The sequence below is a fragment of the Caulobacter sp. GW821-FHT10C03 genome, from assembly GCF_059415485.1.
In genome coordinates this window covers 1-15,005 of the sequence record NZ_JBWKNI010000016.1, presented here as the reverse complement: position 1 = coordinate 15,005, position 15,005 = coordinate 1, and the positions used below count along the sequence as shown (strand labels likewise).

The 15,005-nt window shown below is 69.6% G+C and carries 19 protein-coding genes; 9 read left to right on the top strand and 10 right to left on the bottom strand.

Translation table 11 applies throughout. From position 1 onward, the window contains the following. Positions 1-73: 73 nt before the first annotated feature. The 3 genes from AC07NG_RS18805 (at position 74) to AC07NG_RS18795 (ending at position 3,992) form a co-directional block, all read left to right on the top strand. Positions 74-481, top strand: a complete 408-nt coding sequence (locus AC07NG_RS18805; RefSeq protein WP_494595628.1) for a VOC family protein — start codon at positions 74-76, stop codon at positions 479-481. 224 nt (positions 482-705) lie between these two features. Beyond that, positions 706-2,871: a TonB-dependent receptor gene (locus AC07NG_RS18800; protein ID WP_494595626.1), complete on the top strand. Its 2,166-nt coding sequence runs from the start codon at positions 706-708 to the stop codon at positions 2,869-2,871. Continuing rightward, positions 2,871-3,992: a PepSY-associated TM helix domain-containing protein gene (locus AC07NG_RS18795; protein WP_494595624.1), complete on the top strand. Its 1,122-nt coding sequence runs from the start codon at positions 2,871-2,873 to the stop codon at positions 3,990-3,992. The genes AC07NG_RS18800 and AC07NG_RS18795 overlap by 1 nt, the downstream gene beginning before the upstream one ends. Here AC07NG_RS18795 and AC07NG_RS18790 read toward each other — a convergent pair. Both AC07NG_RS18790 and AC07NG_RS18785 read right to left on the bottom strand, forming a co-directional pair. After that, entirely contained in the window at positions 3,989-4,507 is a 519-nt protein-coding gene (locus AC07NG_RS18790) for an MOSC domain-containing protein (RefSeq protein WP_494595622.1), read from the bottom strand. The two genes, AC07NG_RS18795 and AC07NG_RS18790, sit on opposite strands and share 4 nt — an antisense overlap. After that, positions 4,507-6,918, bottom strand: a complete 2,412-nt coding sequence (locus AC07NG_RS18785; protein ID WP_492855939.1) for a UvrD-helicase domain-containing protein — start codon at positions 6,916-6,918, stop codon at positions 4,507-4,509. The genes AC07NG_RS18790 and AC07NG_RS18785 overlap by 1 nt, the downstream gene beginning before the upstream one ends. Positions 6,919-7,030: 112 nt before the next feature. Between AC07NG_RS18785 and AC07NG_RS18780 the strand changes: the two genes are divergently transcribed. Both AC07NG_RS18780 and AC07NG_RS18775 read left to right on the top strand, forming a co-directional pair. Continuing rightward, positions 7,031-7,234: a flagellar basal body-associated FliL family protein gene (locus AC07NG_RS18780; RefSeq protein ID WP_110121633.1), complete on the top strand. Its 204-nt coding sequence runs from the start codon at positions 7,031-7,033 to the stop codon at positions 7,232-7,234. A 15-nt stretch (positions 7,235-7,249) separates the two neighbouring features. After that, a complete protein-coding gene (locus tag AC07NG_RS18775; RefSeq protein ID WP_494595620.1) occupies positions 7,250-7,486 on the top strand; it encodes a hypothetical protein in 237 nt (78 codons plus the stop codon). Between the two features lie 148 nt (positions 7,487-7,634). Here AC07NG_RS18775 and AC07NG_RS18770 read toward each other — a convergent pair whose 3' ends face one another. Further along, the gene (locus tag AC07NG_RS18770; protein ID WP_110121631.1) at positions 7,635-7,844 is read right to left on the bottom strand and encodes a ribbon-helix-helix domain-containing protein; all 210 of its coding nucleotides are present in this window, start codon (positions 7,842-7,844) and stop codon (positions 7,635-7,637) included. A 90-nt stretch (positions 7,845-7,934) separates the two neighbouring features. Between AC07NG_RS18770 and AC07NG_RS18765 the strand changes: the two genes are divergently transcribed. Next, positions 7,935-8,717, top strand: a complete 783-nt coding sequence (locus tag AC07NG_RS18765) for a Coq4 family protein (protein ID WP_494595618.1) — start codon at positions 7,935-7,937, stop codon at positions 8,715-8,717. A 5-nt stretch (positions 8,718-8,722) separates the two neighbouring features. On the opposite strand, the gene AC07NG_RS18760 is transcribed toward AC07NG_RS18765, so the two are convergent. Further along, positions 8,723-9,643 carry a LysR substrate-binding domain-containing protein gene (locus tag AC07NG_RS18760; RefSeq protein WP_494595616.1) on the bottom strand — a complete coding sequence of 307 codons (921 nt, stop codon included), beginning with the start codon at positions 9,641-9,643 and terminating at the stop codon, positions 8,723-8,725. A gap of 95 nt (positions 9,644-9,738) precedes the next feature. On the opposite strand from AC07NG_RS18760, the gene AC07NG_RS18755 reads away from it, so the two are divergent. Continuing rightward, positions 9,739-9,912 (top strand): hypothetical protein, encoded by a 174-nt coding sequence (locus tag AC07NG_RS18755; protein WP_494595614.1) that lies wholly within the window; start codon positions 9,739-9,741, stop codon positions 9,910-9,912. A gap of 4 nt (positions 9,913-9,916) precedes the next feature. Here the strand turns inward: AC07NG_RS18755 and AC07NG_RS18750 are convergent, their stop codons facing one another. Genes AC07NG_RS18750 through AC07NG_RS18730 form a run of 5 tightly spaced genes read right to left on the bottom strand, consistent with a single transcriptional unit; the run spans position 9,917 to position 12,326 of the window. Continuing rightward, positions 9,917-10,477, bottom strand: a complete 561-nt coding sequence (locus AC07NG_RS18750; protein WP_494595612.1) for a hypothetical protein — start codon at positions 10,475-10,477, stop codon at positions 9,917-9,919. Continuing rightward, a complete protein-coding gene (locus AC07NG_RS18745; protein WP_494595611.1) occupies positions 10,474-10,626 on the bottom strand; it encodes a hypothetical protein in 153 nt (50 codons plus the stop codon). Before AC07NG_RS18745 ends, AC07NG_RS18750 begins: the two co-directional genes overlap by 4 nt. Next, positions 10,623-10,799: a DUF4169 family protein gene (locus AC07NG_RS18740; protein ID WP_110119937.1), complete on the bottom strand. Its 177-nt coding sequence runs from the start codon at positions 10,797-10,799 to the stop codon at positions 10,623-10,625. The genes AC07NG_RS18745 and AC07NG_RS18740 overlap by 4 nt, the downstream gene beginning before the upstream one ends. 19 nt (positions 10,800-10,818) lie before the next feature. Further along, complete coding sequence (locus AC07NG_RS18735) at positions 10,819-11,739, bottom strand: DUF6807 family protein (RefSeq protein ID WP_494595610.1); 921 nt, start codon at positions 11,737-11,739, stop codon at positions 10,819-10,821. Next, positions 11,739-12,326: a glutathione S-transferase family protein gene (locus AC07NG_RS18730; RefSeq protein WP_494595609.1), complete on the bottom strand. Its 588-nt coding sequence runs from the start codon at positions 12,324-12,326 to the stop codon at positions 11,739-11,741. The genes AC07NG_RS18735 and AC07NG_RS18730 overlap by 1 nt, the downstream gene beginning before the upstream one ends. Positions 12,327-12,481: 155 nt before the next feature. Between AC07NG_RS18730 and AC07NG_RS18725 the strand changes: the two genes are divergently transcribed. Next, positions 12,482-12,718, top strand: coding sequence for a DUF2171 domain-containing protein (locus AC07NG_RS18725; RefSeq protein WP_110119940.1), 237 nt, complete (start codon positions 12,482-12,484; stop codon positions 12,716-12,718). Between the two features lie 72 nt (positions 12,719-12,790). Here the strand turns inward: AC07NG_RS18725 and AC07NG_RS18720 are convergent, their stop codons facing one another. Continuing rightward, on the bottom strand, positions 12,791-13,993 hold the full coding sequence (locus AC07NG_RS18720; protein WP_487288373.1) for a pyridoxal phosphate-dependent aminotransferase: 1,203 nt from the start codon (positions 13,991-13,993) through the stop codon (positions 12,791-12,793). Between the two features lie 286 nt (positions 13,994-14,279). Between AC07NG_RS18720 and AC07NG_RS18715 the strand changes: the two genes are divergently transcribed. Continuing rightward, the gene (locus tag AC07NG_RS18715) at positions 14,280-14,864 is read left to right on the top strand and encodes a hypothetical protein (protein WP_494595608.1); all 585 of its coding nucleotides are present in this window, start codon (positions 14,280-14,282) and stop codon (positions 14,862-14,864) included. Positions 14,865-15,005: the final 141 nt, after the last annotated feature.

The window sequence follows — 15,005 nt, the reverse complement described above, 5'->3', positions numbered from 1 at the left end:
AAAGATCCGGCAGGATGTCGGGAGCGTCGAGGGTCAAACGTCCTCTGGCCGACACAGTTTAGGGAGCCGCCTCATGCGCATGATCTTCGTCAACCTGCCGGTCGCCGACCTCGACCGCTCCAAGGCCTTCTTCGAGGCCCTGGGCTTTTCGATCAATCCGCAGTTCACCGACGAGACCGCCGCCTGCGTGGTGGTGTCCGACGTGATCCACGTCATGCTGCTGACCCACGACAAGTTCCGCCAGTTCATCAACGGCGACATCGCCGACGCCTTCAAGGCCACCGAGGTCCTGACCTGCCTGTCGGCCGACAGCCGGGCCGAGGTCGACGCCCTGCTGGCCAACGCCCTGGCCAACGGCGGCCGCGAATGGAAGCCGGTCATGGACATGGGCCCGATGTACGGCGCCAGCTTCCAGGACCCCGACGGCCACGTCTGGGAGGTGATGTTCATGGACATGGCGGCGATGGCGCAGTGCGGCTGATCAAGGCTAGGCCGGAAGCGACATTCATCCGCTCGCTCCCCAAATCCGTGTTTCCCCGCCTTCGCGGGGAGGCTCGGTAGAAAAGTGGTTCAAGCTCGTCAGGGGGGCAGGGACGTGTCGGTCGGGCGGCTTGAGGGCGGCTGATCGTCTGCCGGAGATCATTTCAGGATTGAAACTCAGTCGCAGTTGCGCCAATAGCCGGCCCTCTCTTTCAGGGGATGGTCATGCGACTTTGCTTCTCGCGCGCCGCCGCTCGGCGCGCCCTGTTCTCGACGCTCAGCCTGGCGGCGCTGTCGATCGCCGCCGGCGCCCACGCCCAGGCGCCTAAAGCTGACGACGTCGAACAGGTGGTCGTCACGGCCGCCCGCACCAAGCTGCCGGTCACGGCCCTGCCGCTGACCGTCGACGTGGTCGGCGCCGAGGCGCTGAACCAGCAGGTGGCCATCAGCGGCTCGATCGTCGACGCCCTGTCGACCCTGTCGCCGTCGTTCTCGCCGACCCGCCAGAAGCTGTCGGGCTCGGGCGAGAGCCTGCGCGGCCGCTCGCCGCTCTTCGCGATCAACGGCATCCCGCAGTCGACCCCGATCCGCGACGGCTCGCGCGACGGCTACACCATCGACCCGTTCTTCGTGGACAGGATCGAGCTGATCTACGGCTCCAACGCCCTGCAGGGCATCGGCGCCACCGGCGGCGTGGTCAACCAGGTGACGGTCGGCCCGCCCAAGAACGACGGCGTCTCGGGCCGCACCCTGGTGCAGAGCACGATCGGCCATGACCTGGGCGACAGCGTCGGCGGCAAGGTCGCGGGCCTTCTGGCCTGGCGCGGCGGGGCGTTCGACGCCACCGGCGGCGTGGCCTACGAGACCCGCGGCGCCTTCTACGACGCCGACGGTCGCCGCATCGGCATGGACAACACCCAGGGCGACGTCCAGGACTCCAAGAGCCTGTCGGTGTTCGGCCGTTTCGGCTGGCAACTGGGCGACACCACCCGCCTGGACGTGGTCGCCAACCGCTTCGAGTTGAAGGGCGACGGCGACTACGTGACCGTCACTGGCACGGCCGCGGCGGTGACCGACGGCAATCGCGCCACGCGGCTGCCGACGACCTCGGTGCGCGGTCCGGTTCCGGGCAAGCCGGCCGCCAACCGCGTCGAGACCCTGTCGGCCTCGCTGACCAGCGGCGAAGTGCTCGGCGGCGACTTCACCGCCCAGGTGTTCTTCAACCGCTCGCGCGACACCTTCGGCGGCGACCGCAACGCCACCTTCCAGGACGTCAGCATCGCCCCGTCGGGCACGCTGTTCGACCAGTCGTCGAACCGCTCGCGCAAGCTGGGCGCGCGCCTGAACTACGAGCGCGAAGTGCCCGGCATCCAGGGCCTGACCGCCACCGTCGGCCTCGACGCCATGAACGACCGCACCGAGCAGCTGCTGATCGCCACCGGCCGCGCCTGGGTGCCGCCGACCAAGTTCCAGAGCGTCGCGCCCTTCGTGCAGGGCAACTACGCCCTGCTGGACGGCAAGCTGCGTCTGGCCGGCGGCGTGCGCTTCGAGAACGTCCAGCTGAAGGTCGACGACTTCACCACCCTGGCCTCCTACGGCTCGCGCAAGGTCGCGGGCGGCGATCCGGAGTTCAAGTCGACCCTGGCCAACGGCGGCGTCGTGCTTGAGCCGGCCTCGGGCCTGCGCCTCTACGCCAGCTACGCCGAGGGCTACACCGTGCCGGACGTCGGCCGGATCCTGCGCAGCATCAACGTCAACGGCGTGGACGTGGACAGCTACCTCAACATCGAGCCGATCGTGTCGAACAACCGCGAGATCGGCGGCGAGTGGAAGCGCGGGCCGTTCGACGCCAGCGTCGCCTATTTCTGGTCGTCGTCGAAGCTGGGTCAGCTGCTGGTCAAGAACACCGGCGGCATCTTCGACGTGCAGCGCCAGAAGGTGGCGATCGAGGGCCTGGAGCTGAACGTCAAGGCCAGGACCCCGGTCCCGGGCCTGGGCGTCTCGGCCGGCTACGCCCGCCTGCGCGGCGAGACCGACGCCAACGGCGACGGCAAGCTCGACACCGATCTCGACGGCGCCAACATCTCGCCCGACCGGGTGAACCTGGCGGCCGACTACCGCGCTGGCAAGCTGACCCTGCGCCTGCAGGTGCAGTCCTACCTGCAACGCGACATGAGCCACGCCCTCGTGAAGGACGACTTCTCGGGCTACACCCTGGTGGACGCCTTCGCCCGCTACGAACTGCCGGTGGGGGCGCTGTCGCTGGGGGTCCAGAACCTGCTGAACGAGCAGTACATCACCTACAACTCCGACACCGTGCTGCCGGCCAAGGACAAGTTCTACGCCGGCCGGGGCCGCACCGCGACGCTGGGCTGGGAAGCGCGCTTCTGATGAAGACGCTGCGGCTCCTGCATCGCTGGGCCGGCGGCCTGATTGGCCTGCTGCTGGCCGTGCTCGGCTTCACCGGCGCGCTGCTGGTGCACGAGGACGCGTTCCTGCGCGCCACCGTGCCCCACGCGGCCGACGCCCAGCGACAGGACACGGCCACCCTGGCGGCGGCCGCGACACGGATCTTCGCCGCGCAGGACCGTCCGCGCTCCATCGTCCTGGCGAGCGAGCGCAAGGGCCTGCACAAGCTGTCCTATCCCGGCGAGACCGAGAAGGGCGCCTATGCCGACCAGGACGGCGCGATCGTCCAGGCCTGGACCAGCAACTGGGCGCGGCCGGAGATCTGGCTGTTCGACCTGCACCACCACCTCTTCGCCGGCGACACGGGCGAGATCGTCGGCGGGATCGCCGGATTGGCGGGCCTGGGCTTCGTGGTCACGGGCCTGATCCTGTGGTGGCCGACCCGGCGGATGTTCCACCTGCGGCTCTGGCCGCGGATGGCCAAGCGGGCCGCCATCGTCCACCACCATCGCGACCTCGGGGTGCTGGTGGCGCCGCTGCTGATCCTGTCGCTGGCCACTGGCGCGACCATGAACCTCAAATGGTTTTCGCAGGCCCTGCGCGCGCCGTTCTCGTCGCCGGCGGTGATGGAGAAGGCCGCCGCCGCGCCGAAGATCAAGGGCGGCAAGCTGGTCAGGGACCTCGACTGGGCCTTGGTGATCGGGCAGACCCAGGCCCGCTTCCCGGGCGCTGAGGTGCGGACCATCGGCCTGCCGGCCAAGACCGGCGGCCTGGTCGCCATCCGCCTGCGCCAGCAGGCCGAGTGGCTGCCCAACGGCCGCAGCATGGCTTGGTTCGATCCCGCCACTGGCAAGATGGTCGCCGCGCGCGACGCCCAGGCCATGCCGCTGGGCTCGCGGATCACCAACGCCGACTTCCCGCTGCACGCGGCCAAGGTCGGCGGCCTGGCCTACCGGCTGGTGATGACGGTCTCGGGTCTGGCCCTGACTCTGCTGGGCACGCTGGCGGTGGTCACCTTCTGGGGCAATCCCTCGGGCCTGCCCAAGCGCCGCAGGAAGCCGGCCGCCAAGGCCAAGACGGCGCCGGAGCCGGTGACGGCCTAGGAGGCGACCCTCACCGCGTCGTCCACCGCGATCTCGCCGCCCTCGATGACCCGGGCGGTGAGGCCGCCGCGGCCGCGCACGGCGTTGTAGCCGCCTTCGCCGAGGATCTCGTTCATGCGGCTGCACGGGTGGCAGCCGCCGGTGGCTTCCAGCAGCACGGCCCCGACGCGGAAGCGCTTGTCGGCCAGGCCCAGCAGGTTGATCCCCTCGACCACCAGGTTGCGGCGCAGCTCGAAGGGGGAGGCGGGTTCGCTGTGGCCGAGGAAGCCGGCGATCGCGGCCAGGTCCTCGGCCTGGATCAGCGTCACCTGGCGCGGACCGCCGGGCCGGCCGGCATAGCGGTCGCCCACGAGGCCGGATTCGATCGTGACCTCTGCCCGTTCGACAGCGACCAGCGGCGCGCGGCGGGCGGGCCTCAGGCCGATCCAGGCCAGGCGGCCGGGGCGCATCGGTCCGGCGATCAGCCGGGCGAGGGGGCTGTCGGGATTGATCCCGCGCTTGGCCCCCGCCGTCATCAGGCCTTCTCGACGAAGCTGTCGATGACCTTCTTCTCGCCGGCCTTGTCGAAGTTGACGGTCAGCTTGTTGCCCTCGATCGAAGCGACCTTGCCGTAGCCGAACTTGACGTGGAACACGCGGTCGCCGCGGCTGTAGGCGCTGTTGGTCGGGGCCGAGACGGCGACGAGGCGGCCTTCGCCCTCGATCGGCTTGGACCGAGCCGCCGAGCCGCCGCCGCGCCAGGCCGCGTGGCCGCCGCCCTTTTCGGCGAAGCCGCGCGCCTGCACCCGGTCCTGGGCCCGCTTCCAGCCGGGGCTGTCGTAGCTGCCGCTCTGGAAGGCGCTCGTGCCCGGATCGTCCCAGCGCGACGAGGCCGTCTGCTGCATGCCCGGACCGCCGCCGTAATAGCCGGTCTCCGAGCCCGCATCGACGTGCTCCAGCGGCAGTTCGTCGACGAAGCGGGAGGGCAGCTGGCTGGTCCAGCGGCCATAGACCTGCCGGTTGGCCACGAAGCTGATGCGGGCCTCCTCGCGGGCGCGGGTGATGCCCACGTAAGCCAGCCGCCGCTCTTCCTCGAGGCCCTTCTCGCCCTTGTCGTCCATGCTGCGCTGGCTGGGAAACACGCCTTCCTCCCAGCCGGGCAGGAAGACCAGCGGGAACTCCAGCCCCTTGGCCGAGTGCAGGGTCATGATCCAGACGGCGTCGCCGGTGGCCTCGCGGTCGAGGTCCATGACCAGCGACACGTGCTCCAGATAGGCCTCCAGGCTGTCGAACTGGCCCATCGACTGGACCAGTTCCTTGAGGTTTTCGAGCCGCGTCTGGCTCTGCGGGCCTTTGTCGAGGCGCAGGGCGTCGGTGTAGCCGCTTTCCTCCAGCACCATCTCCAGCACCCGCTGGTGATGCATGTTCCCGATCTGGGCGCGCCAGCGGTCGAGGTCGCGGATGAAGTTGGAGAGCGCCGTGCGGGTGCGGGCCGGCAGGTCGTCGCTGCCGATGATCACCCGGGCAGCCTCGACGGTGGAGATGCCTTCGCCGCGCGCGATCTGCAGCAGCTTCTGCACCGAGGTGTCGCCGATGCCGCGTTTGGGCGTGTTGACGATGCGCTCGAAGGCCAGATCGTCGTCCGGCGACTGGATCAGGCGCAGATAGGCGTGGGCGTCGCGGATTTCCGCCCGTTCGAAGAAGCGCGGACCGCCGACCACCTTGTAGGGGATCTGCAGCATCACGAAGCGCTCTTCGAAGGCCCGCATCTGGAAGGAGGCGCGCACCAGAATGGCCATCTGGTTGTAGCGGCGGCCGGCCTTCTTGGCCTTTTCGATCTCGTCGGCGACCATCCGGCTTTCGGCCTCGCCGTCCCAGACGCCCGAAACCTTGACCTTCTCGCCGCCGGTCGCCTCGGTCCACAGGGTCTTGCCCAGGCGGCCCTTGTTGGCGGTGATCAGGGTCGAGGCGGCTGCCAGGATGTGCTCGGTCGAGCGGTAGTTGCGCTCCAGCCGCACCACCTTGGCGCCGGGGAAGTCGCGCTCGAAGCGCAGGATGTTGTCGACCTCGGCCCCGCGCCAGCCGTAGATCGACTGGTCGTCGTCGCCCACGCAGCAGACGTTCTGGCGGCCCTGGGCCAGCAGGCGCAGCCACAGGTACTGGGCGACGTTGGTGTCCTGGTACTCGTCGACCATCACGTACTGGAAGCGGCGCTGGAAGTCGGCCAGCACGTCGGGATTGCCCGTGAAGATCGTGATGTTGTGCAGCAGCAGGTCGCCGAAGTCGCAGGCGTTCAGGATGCGCAGGCGCTCCTGGTACTGGCGATAGAGGCTGATGCCCTTGCCGTTGGCGAACTCGCCGGCCTCGCTGGGCGGCACGCGGTCGGGCGTCCAGCCGCGGTTCTTCCAGGCGTCGATCAGGCCGGACAGGATGCGCGGCGTCCATCGCTTGGCGTCGATGTTCTCGGCCTCGATCAGCTGCTTGAGCAGCCGCTCGTTATCGTCGGTGTCGATGATCGTGTAGTTCGACTTCAGGCCGACGAGCTCGGCGTGGCGGCGCAGGATCTGGGCGGCCACCGAGTGGAAGGTGCCCAGCCACCGCAGGCCCTCGGCCTCCGGGCCGATGATGTGGGTGATCCGCTCGCGCATCTCGCGGGCGGCCTTGTTGGTGAAGGTGACGGCCAGGATCTCCCATGGCCGGGCGCGACCGGTGGCGAGAATGTGGGCCAGGCGCGTGGTCAGCACCCGCGTCTTGCCGGTGCCGGCGCCGGCCAGCACCAGGACCGGGCCCTCGGTGGTGACGACGGCTTCGTGCTGCTCGGTGTTGAGGCCGTTCAGGTAGTCGGGCGCGGGGCCGCCGCCGCCGGGAGCCTGCGGACGGGCCAGGTCGGAGATGCGCGGAGCGGGGAGGTCGCCGAGAGGGTCGGTCGAGTCGAAGCCGGAAGACATGGGAACATATGTAGCACAAACTTCCTCCGGCTTAAGCCCCGTGGCGCCTGCTTAGGGAACTCCGGCCGCGACGCTCCCGTTGATCCGCAGGGACGAAGCAGGAGCAGGAAGAATGGCGGAAGAAACCAAATCGGGCGGCAACGCGGGTCTGGCCTTCATCGTCGGCGCCCTGGTGGTGATCGTCGCGGTGCTGGCCTTCATGATGTTCTCCGGCGGCTTCACGCAGAAGAAGACGGTGGACGTCGACATCTCGGCCTCCGCGCCCAAGCTGCCGGACGCGCCGAAGGTCCCCGAAGCGCCCAAGGCGCCGGGCTAACGGAAGGAGGCGGGCATGGCTCGCCATCATGAAAATCATCACGAGGGCGCCCATCACGAAGGAGCATGGAGTGGAGCGGCCATGCTGGCCGTCCTGCTGTTCGTCGCCTTGCTGATCTACGCGATCTGGAACTCGGGCCTGCTGGCCGTGCGGCCGGACCTGGCCGAACTGCGGCTGCCGAACCTGGCGCCGCCGACCATGCCGACGCCCAATCCCGAACCGCTGCCGGCGCCGGTTCCTCGGCCGGGGTAGGGAATAGGGAACCTCCCCCTCTGGGGGAGGCGGCCGAAGGCCGGTGGGGGGACGTTTTCAGCTTCCGCCGCGCCGGCCGTCCTCGCAGCTACGCCCCCACCGATCGCTGCGCGATCGCCTCCCCCAGAGGGGGAGGTTCCTGCGGGGGTTAGCCCCCGGCCCGTTCCAGCGCGTACACCCGACACGCCGAGGCCAGCGGCCGATCGGCGCGGCCGACGTCGATGCGCTGGATCAGGGCCGCGATGCTGACGGCGTCCTGCTTGGCGATGCGCTCCAGCGCGGCCCAGAACTCTGGCTCCAGCGCCAGCGAGGTGGCGTGGCCCGCGAGGTTCACCGATCGCTTTTTCAGACTGCCCATCGACGTGGGTCCCCTGTGATCGCCTGTTCGGCCCTTGAATAAAAATGACGTCGTGTCATCTTTACTCACGTCACGCCGGGAGCATGCCTGATGAACGCAGCCGCGCAAGCCCTTGACGCCGGTTCGGCGCGTCCGCCGCTCGGCGCCCGCGATGCGAGCTTCCGCTTGCAGCCTTTGCGGGCGTTTCGCGCCGTCCGCCGGTTGATCGCCGACAAGGAGGACACCGCCCAGGTGTTCGAGATCATGCGGGCGCTTTCCGGCCGCGCGATCCCCCGCGGCTACGCCCGCCTCCTGAAGACGCCGCAGGGCGGGGCGATCGCCTATCGCCGCGAGGAATTCGCCGACCGGCTGTCGGACGCGGCCTGGCTGGCGCGGTTCGAGCCGGGGACGGTGGGCGCGGCCTATCGCGACTTCATCGCCCCGCGCGGCCTGACCGCCGAGGGCCTGGCCGACGAGAGCCGCAAGGTCGCCGACGCCGACATGGACGCGGCCCATCCGCTGCTCTGGTACGCCCGCCGCCTGCGCGACGTGCACGACGTCTGGCACGTGCTGACCGGCTACGGGGCCGACGCTCTGGGCGAGGTCTGCGTCGTGGCTTTCTCCTACGCCCAGACCCGCAGCCTGGGCTTCGCCTTGATCGCCCTGGCGGGAACCCGCGAGTTCCGCCGCCTGAAGGACGGCCAGCCCTACGGCCGGGCCGTGCGCGAGGCCTGGCGGGCGGGACGCAAGGCCGCCTGGCTGCCCGAGGTCGACTATCCGGCCCTGTTCGCCATGCCGCTGAATGAGGCCCGGCGAACCTTGCGCATCGTTCCGCCGACCACCTACGACGCCATTCCGGCGGACCTGCGCCAGCACTTCCATCGGGCCGCCTGATCAGGTCAGGCGATGTCCCTGTAGCGGGCGACGGCCGGGTCGGCGGCGACCGCTTCCAGCAGCCAGTCGCGGAAGGCGGCGATCTTGCGCACGCGCCGGCGCTCCTCGGGATAGGCCAGCCAGTAGCCGCCGCCGTAGCGGGGCGCGATGTCGAACGGCTGCACCAGGCGTCCGGCGGCGATGTCGGGCGCGAAGAAGATCGGCGAGCCCAGGGCCAGGCCCTGGCCGGCCATGGCCGTGGCGACCTCCACCGACTGGGCGTCGGCGGCCAGGCGCGGCGCTTCGGCTCCCTCGGGCGGCGTGACGCCGGCGGCGGCGAACCACACGGCCCATTCGCCGGGCGAGCCGATGCGGGGCGCGTCCAGCAGGTCGGCGGGGCGCTCGAAGCCGCCCATCCGGGCCAGGAAGTCCGGCGAGCACAGCGGCGTCTGCACGAAGGGCATCAGGAAGTGGGCGGTCAGGCCCGGCCAGTCGCCGTTTCCGGCGCGCAGGGCCAGATCGGCCTCGCCGCGCGTCAGGTCGCGCATGGCCGAGGTGGTGTCGAGGCGCACGGCGATGCGCGGATGGGCCAGCTGGAACGCGCCCAGACGCGCCGCCAGCCAATGGCTGGCCAGGCTCTGCATGGTGGTCAGGGCCAGCACGCCCTCGTCCGCCTCGATCAGGTCGGCGAAGGCCGAGCGCAGCAGGCCCATGGATTCAGTCGCCGCCCGTGACAGCCGCTCGCCGGCCGGGGTGAGATCGACCTCGCGCACCTTGCGCACGAACAGGGCTTGGCCCAGCCGCTGCTCCAGCGCCTTCACCTGCCAGCTGACGGCGGCCTGGGTGACGCCCAGCTCGTCGGCGGCGCGCGTGAAGCTTTTCAGCCGGGCGGCGGCTTCGAAGGCGCGGACGGCGCCGAGCGGTACGGATGCGAGGATGTCTGCCATAAGGATGGCTTATCCATAGCTCAGCGAACCACGTTTGTCGCGGGCCGCGATCAAGCCGATCTTCCTGATGCTGAAAGGCGTCAGGAGGCGCGATCATGGAAGAGTTCCACAAGACCCATAAGGAAACCACGTTCGGCTGGGTGTGGGCGATCGAACGCCTGATCGCCGCCTGGAAGAACCAGGCCGCGACCCCGCCGATCCCGACGGCGCCGGTGATCGGCTGCTGCGACGCCCTGCCCAAGGGCGCGCGCTACCTCGTTCCGCGGTGAGGGCTCAGCGTCGGAAGCGGCGGTAGAGCAGAAACCCAATGAAGCCGGCCGCCAGGGTCAGGGCCGCCGAGATCGCCGCCCGCCAATGCACCTTGCGGTTCTTTTCGCTCTTGGCCTGGGCCGCCAGCCGCGCCTTCTGGTCCTCGGGCCGCAGCAGCCAGTCCGGGCCCGACTTGGCGCCGAGCAGGACCCGCCGGGGCGCGCCGCCGGCGCCGTCGGCCAGTTCATAGTAGCGCACGGTGGCGTAGCGGCCCGCATGATCGCCCAGCCGTCCGCCGCCGTTCAGGCAGTCGTCGGCCGCCGCGCCGACCGGAGCGCACCGCAGGCGCAGGCGGCGACCATCGACGCTCTCGTAGTCGTAGCCGTCGGCCTGGGGCTTGTCGGTCGGACTCTTGAGGACGCCGATCGTCAGCACGGTCTTGTCGCGCGGCGGCGGCGTCCAGGCCGGATCGAGCGGCGTCGCCCAGGTCCAGATGGTGTTCCACGCGATCACCGCCACGAGAACCGGCGCGAAGCGGACGGCCAGGGCCTGGAACGGCCAGGGAGAGGGGGAAGGCTTGGTCATTCGGGCCGGGGCGAAGGCGCGGCTGAGGCCTTGCGGCGTAGCACATGGAAGGTGCCGATTCCGACGACGTAGAGCGCCAGTTCGGCGAACTTTCGTTCCTGGTCGGAAAACGATTCCGCCCGCCGCGTGCGGAAGAACGGCTCCGTCATTCCTCGCGTTTCGCGCCGTCCAGGGTGCGCGACAGCTTCTCGGCGCGGGCGGCGTCGAGGGTCTTTTCGGCCTTGGTGCGGCCAAAGCGAGCGCGGTTCTCGGCCGCGACCTGCTTGGCGTCGGTCTTGGCCTTGGCCTTGCGGGCCTGGTTGAGGTTGAGGATCTCGGCCATGGGTTCGGTCTTGCGGTCTTCAGGGCTTCGGCGCCGCGGCGGGCTTGGGAGCGCGCTTGCTGGCCGGGCGGATGATCAGGGTCTCCTGCAGGCGCAGGCTTTCACCCTTCTTGATCACATAGGGCGCGCGTCCGGGGAAGACGCAGTTCTGCATGGAGAGCTCGTTGCGCAGGATCCAGCGGGTAATCGGCTTGTCGTTCGCCTTGCAGCTCAGCCCCACGGTCCAGGCCGGAACGCCCGAGCCGCTCGCGGCCGATGACCAGGCAAAGCCCATGGCCTTGCCGGCCTCGACCGGTTCGTTCTGCGGCTTGATCTGCTTGCCGCCGGCGCCGAACACCAGGGCGTCGGGACGGATCAGGCGGATCGAGAAGCCGCCATAGCCCTTGGCGTCGTCGCTGCCGCCCAGGGCCAGGGTGTCGACGCGGGCGGTGATGGTCGTGTCGAAGTCGATCCGCCGCGCGCCGCCCTTCAGCGGATGGACGGTGACCTTGGTGGTCTCGGCGGCGGCGTAGACCACCTCCGGCCCCGAATTGACCAGCCAGTCGGCCTTGATCGTCACGATCCCGCGCCCGGCCGCGTCGCCCTCGAAGCCGCGGTCGTGCACGTGGAAGCTCAGGCCCTGCATGAACCAGCCGTCTCCGACGCTCTTGCCGTTCACCAGCACCTGATGCCAACTCCAGAACGCCCCGCGCTGGTGCAGGTGGTCGGCGGGCCGGTCCTCGGTCAGCACCGTTCCGTCCGGCGCGTAGATCGGATGGACGTAGTTGGCGCGGCCCGGCTCCTTGGCCGGATCCAGCGGCTTGGTGCGGTAGACGAGGGCGGTCTTGCCGTCTTCCGTCACGGTGATGGCGTCGTCGCTGAGCGCGGCGTCGATGCGGCCGGCGAAGGCGGGCGACGCGAGCGTAAGAAGCGCGGCGGCGAGCAGGGCGGCTTTCTTCATCAGGAGAGGTCGTCCTTGGTCAGGGCGCGGGCGAGGGCGGGGCGGGCGTTGGCCCGGGCCAGCCAGTCGTCGTAGACCGCGTGGGGCGGCAGCATCTGGCGGGCGAACTGCAGCAGGCTGACGAACAGGATGTCGGCCGCCGAGAAATGCTCGCCCAGCAGCCAGGGCTGCTTTTCCAGGGTGATGCGCAGGCGCTCGTCGAGGGCGGCGTACTGGGCCTTGTCCTGGTCGTCCTGCCGCTTCTTCCAGAGATTGGTCACCGCCGGCTCCAGCACGCCGGCGTAATAGGCCAGCCAGCTGAGATAGGGGCCGCGATGCGGGTCGCTGATCATCGGCCCCAGGCCCGCGGTCGGAAACTTGTCGGTCAGGTAGAGGGCGATGGCCGCGCTTTCGGTGATCAGCACGTCGTCGTCCAGCAGGGCCGGCACCTGGCCGTGCGGATGGGGGTTGCGCGGGTCGGGCGCGCCCGTGCCCGTGGTGCTGCGGAAGATGTCGACCTTCTCGATCTTGTAGGGCGCGCCCAGTTCCTCCAGCAGCCAGAGGAAGCGGGTCGAGCGCGAGCGCGGCGCGTGAAACAGGGTGAGCATGGCGGCGTCTCCTGGGACCCGTCTCTTTCGCGGGTCTCGCCAGCGAACGTATGGCGAACGCGAGGCCTCGGCAATCGGGAAACCAACGGTCGCCCACGGCCGTTGATGCGGTCAGGGCCGCGCTATGACGGCGCGGCCGATGGGAGGACACATCCATGATGGATGCATCTCAAATCCACGAACATCTGGAAGTCGTCGGATCGGACGGCAAGCACGTCGGCCGGGTCGATCATGTGGTCGGCACTGAGATCGAACTGGCCAAGTTCGACCTCGGCGGCGGCCTCAAGCACCACATGATCCCGCTGTCGTGGGTCGACTATGTCGATGACGACGCGGTGCACCTGAGCCTCACCCAGGAAGACGCCAAGGCCCGCTGGCGCGAAAAGCACTGAGGGGCGCAGGCTCAACGAAAAGGGGACCGGCCATCGGCCGGTCCCCTTCGATCGATCTGACGCTCTGAACGCCTACTTCACGCTGGCGCAGAAGCGCTGGATGCGCTGGCAGGCGTCTTCCAGCACGTCGTTGCTGGTGGCGTAGCTGATGCGGAAAAACGGCGACAGGCCGAAGGCCGCGCCGTGCACGACCGCCACGCCCTCGGCTTCCAGCAGTTCGCCGGCGAAGTCCTCGTCGGTCTCGATGACCTTGCCCGACGGGGCCGTCTTGCCGATCACGCCGGCGCAGGACGGATAGACGTAGAACGCGCCTTCCGGGGTCGGGCAGTGCAGGCCCTGGGCCTGGTTCAGCATCGACACCACCAGGTCGCGGCGCTCCTGGAACAGCTTGGCGTTCGGCTTGATGAAGTCCTGCGTGCCGTTCAGGGCCTCCAGAGCCGCCCACTGCGAGATCGAGCAGGGGTTGGAGGTCGTCTGGCTGATCATCTTGCCCATGGCCTTGATCAGCGCTTCGGGACCCGCGGCGTAGCCGATGCGCCAGCCGGTCATCGAATAGCCCTTCGAGACGCCGTTCATCGTCAGGGTGCGGTCATAGAGCTTGGGCTCGACCTGGGCGATGGTGGTGAACTCGAAGTCGTCGAACACCAGGTGCTCGTACATGTCGTCGGTCAGCACCCAGACCTGCGGGTGGCGCAGCAGCACGTCCGCGATCGCCTGCAGTTCGGCGCGGGTGTAGGCGCCGCCCGAGGGGTTGGACGGGCTGTTGATGATCAGCCACTTGGACTTGGGCGTGATCGCCGCTTCCAGCGCTTCCGGCGTGATCTTGAAGCCGCTCTCGGCGGTGGTCTCGACCGAGACAGGCGTGCCGCCGGCCAGCAGGGTCATGTCGGGATACGACACCCAGTACGGCGCGGGGATGATCACTTCGTCGCCCGGATTCAGGGTGGCGACCAGGGCGTTGTAGATCACCGGCTTGCCGCCCGGAGCGACGTGCACCTGGCTCGGCTTGTACTCCAGGCCGTTCTCGCGCTTGAACTTGTCGCAGATCGCCTGCTTCAGCGCGGGCATGCCGTCCGGGTCGGTGTACTTGGTGTGGCCGGCCTTGATGGCGGCGATGGCCGCGTCCTTGATGTTGTCCGGGGTGTCGAAGTCCGGTTCGCCGGCGGAGAGGGCGATCACGTCGCGACCGGCGGCTTTCAGCGCGCGCGCCTTGGCGCTGATGGCGATGGTGGCCGAAGGTGCGATGCGCCGCAGGGCGGCGGACTCGAGCGACATGGTCTTGGACTCCCCTGGAAAGGACCGGTTTCAGGATTGCGGCGGTCTTTACGCCCGACCCCTTCGCGGCGCAACGCGAGACCGGACTAAAGCTGCGCTTCTTGCCAGGCTGTGGCGGTCGCGCTACCGCTACCATTCGATAACAAGGGTCCGCCGCGCGTACGGCGGAGCCACGCGTCGGGGGACGTGGTCGGAGCAGTTCGACATCCCCCTGGGAAGGAAACGGCCCGCCGACTCGCACAGGCGAGCGGTCACAAGTCACGCCTTTCGGAAGGGGGAACACCTGATGAAGAAGACCATCCTCGGAGCCGCCGTCGCGGCCCTCGCCCTGTCGCTAGCCTCGCCGGTCGCCTCGGCGCGCGACGAGGGGATCATGAAATACGCCCTCAACAAGCCCTCGACGGCCTGGAACGTCTACGGCCCGGGCCAGACCAACGGCTACGTCAAGGACAAGGCCGTGGCCGGCGGCGGCGGGGTGCGGGTCGTGGTCGCCACGCCCGACCCGGCGGCGGCCTGGCGGGTCTCGGGCGGCCAGGCGGTCAACGGCAAGATCACCAAGGGCGACGTCATCACCCTGGCCTTCTGGGCCAAGGCCGAAGCGGTGGAGGGCGGCCCGGCCGCGGCCACGGTCGCTTCCGTGCGCGTCCAGCAGTCCAGCGAGCCGTGGGGCGGCATCGTCGAGGGCGGCTCGGTGAAGGTCGATGGCGCCGAGTGGAAGATCTACAGCGTCAGCGGCCGCGCCACGATGGACGCCGACAAGGGCGGGGCGGGCGTCGCCCTGCATCTGGGCTCGACCAAGCAGACCATCGTGCTGGGTCCGCTGTTCGTGCTGGACTTCGGCCCGAACTACGATCCGTCGCAGCTGAAGTAGGGGGCGGGCGCTTAGATGCTCCCCCTCTGGGGGAGCTGTCGCGGAGCGACTGAGGGGGTCTGCTCGGCATAGGCCGGCGCGGGGGGGGGGGGGGGGGGGGGGGGGGGGGGGGGGGGGGGGGGGGGGGGGGGGGGGGGGGGG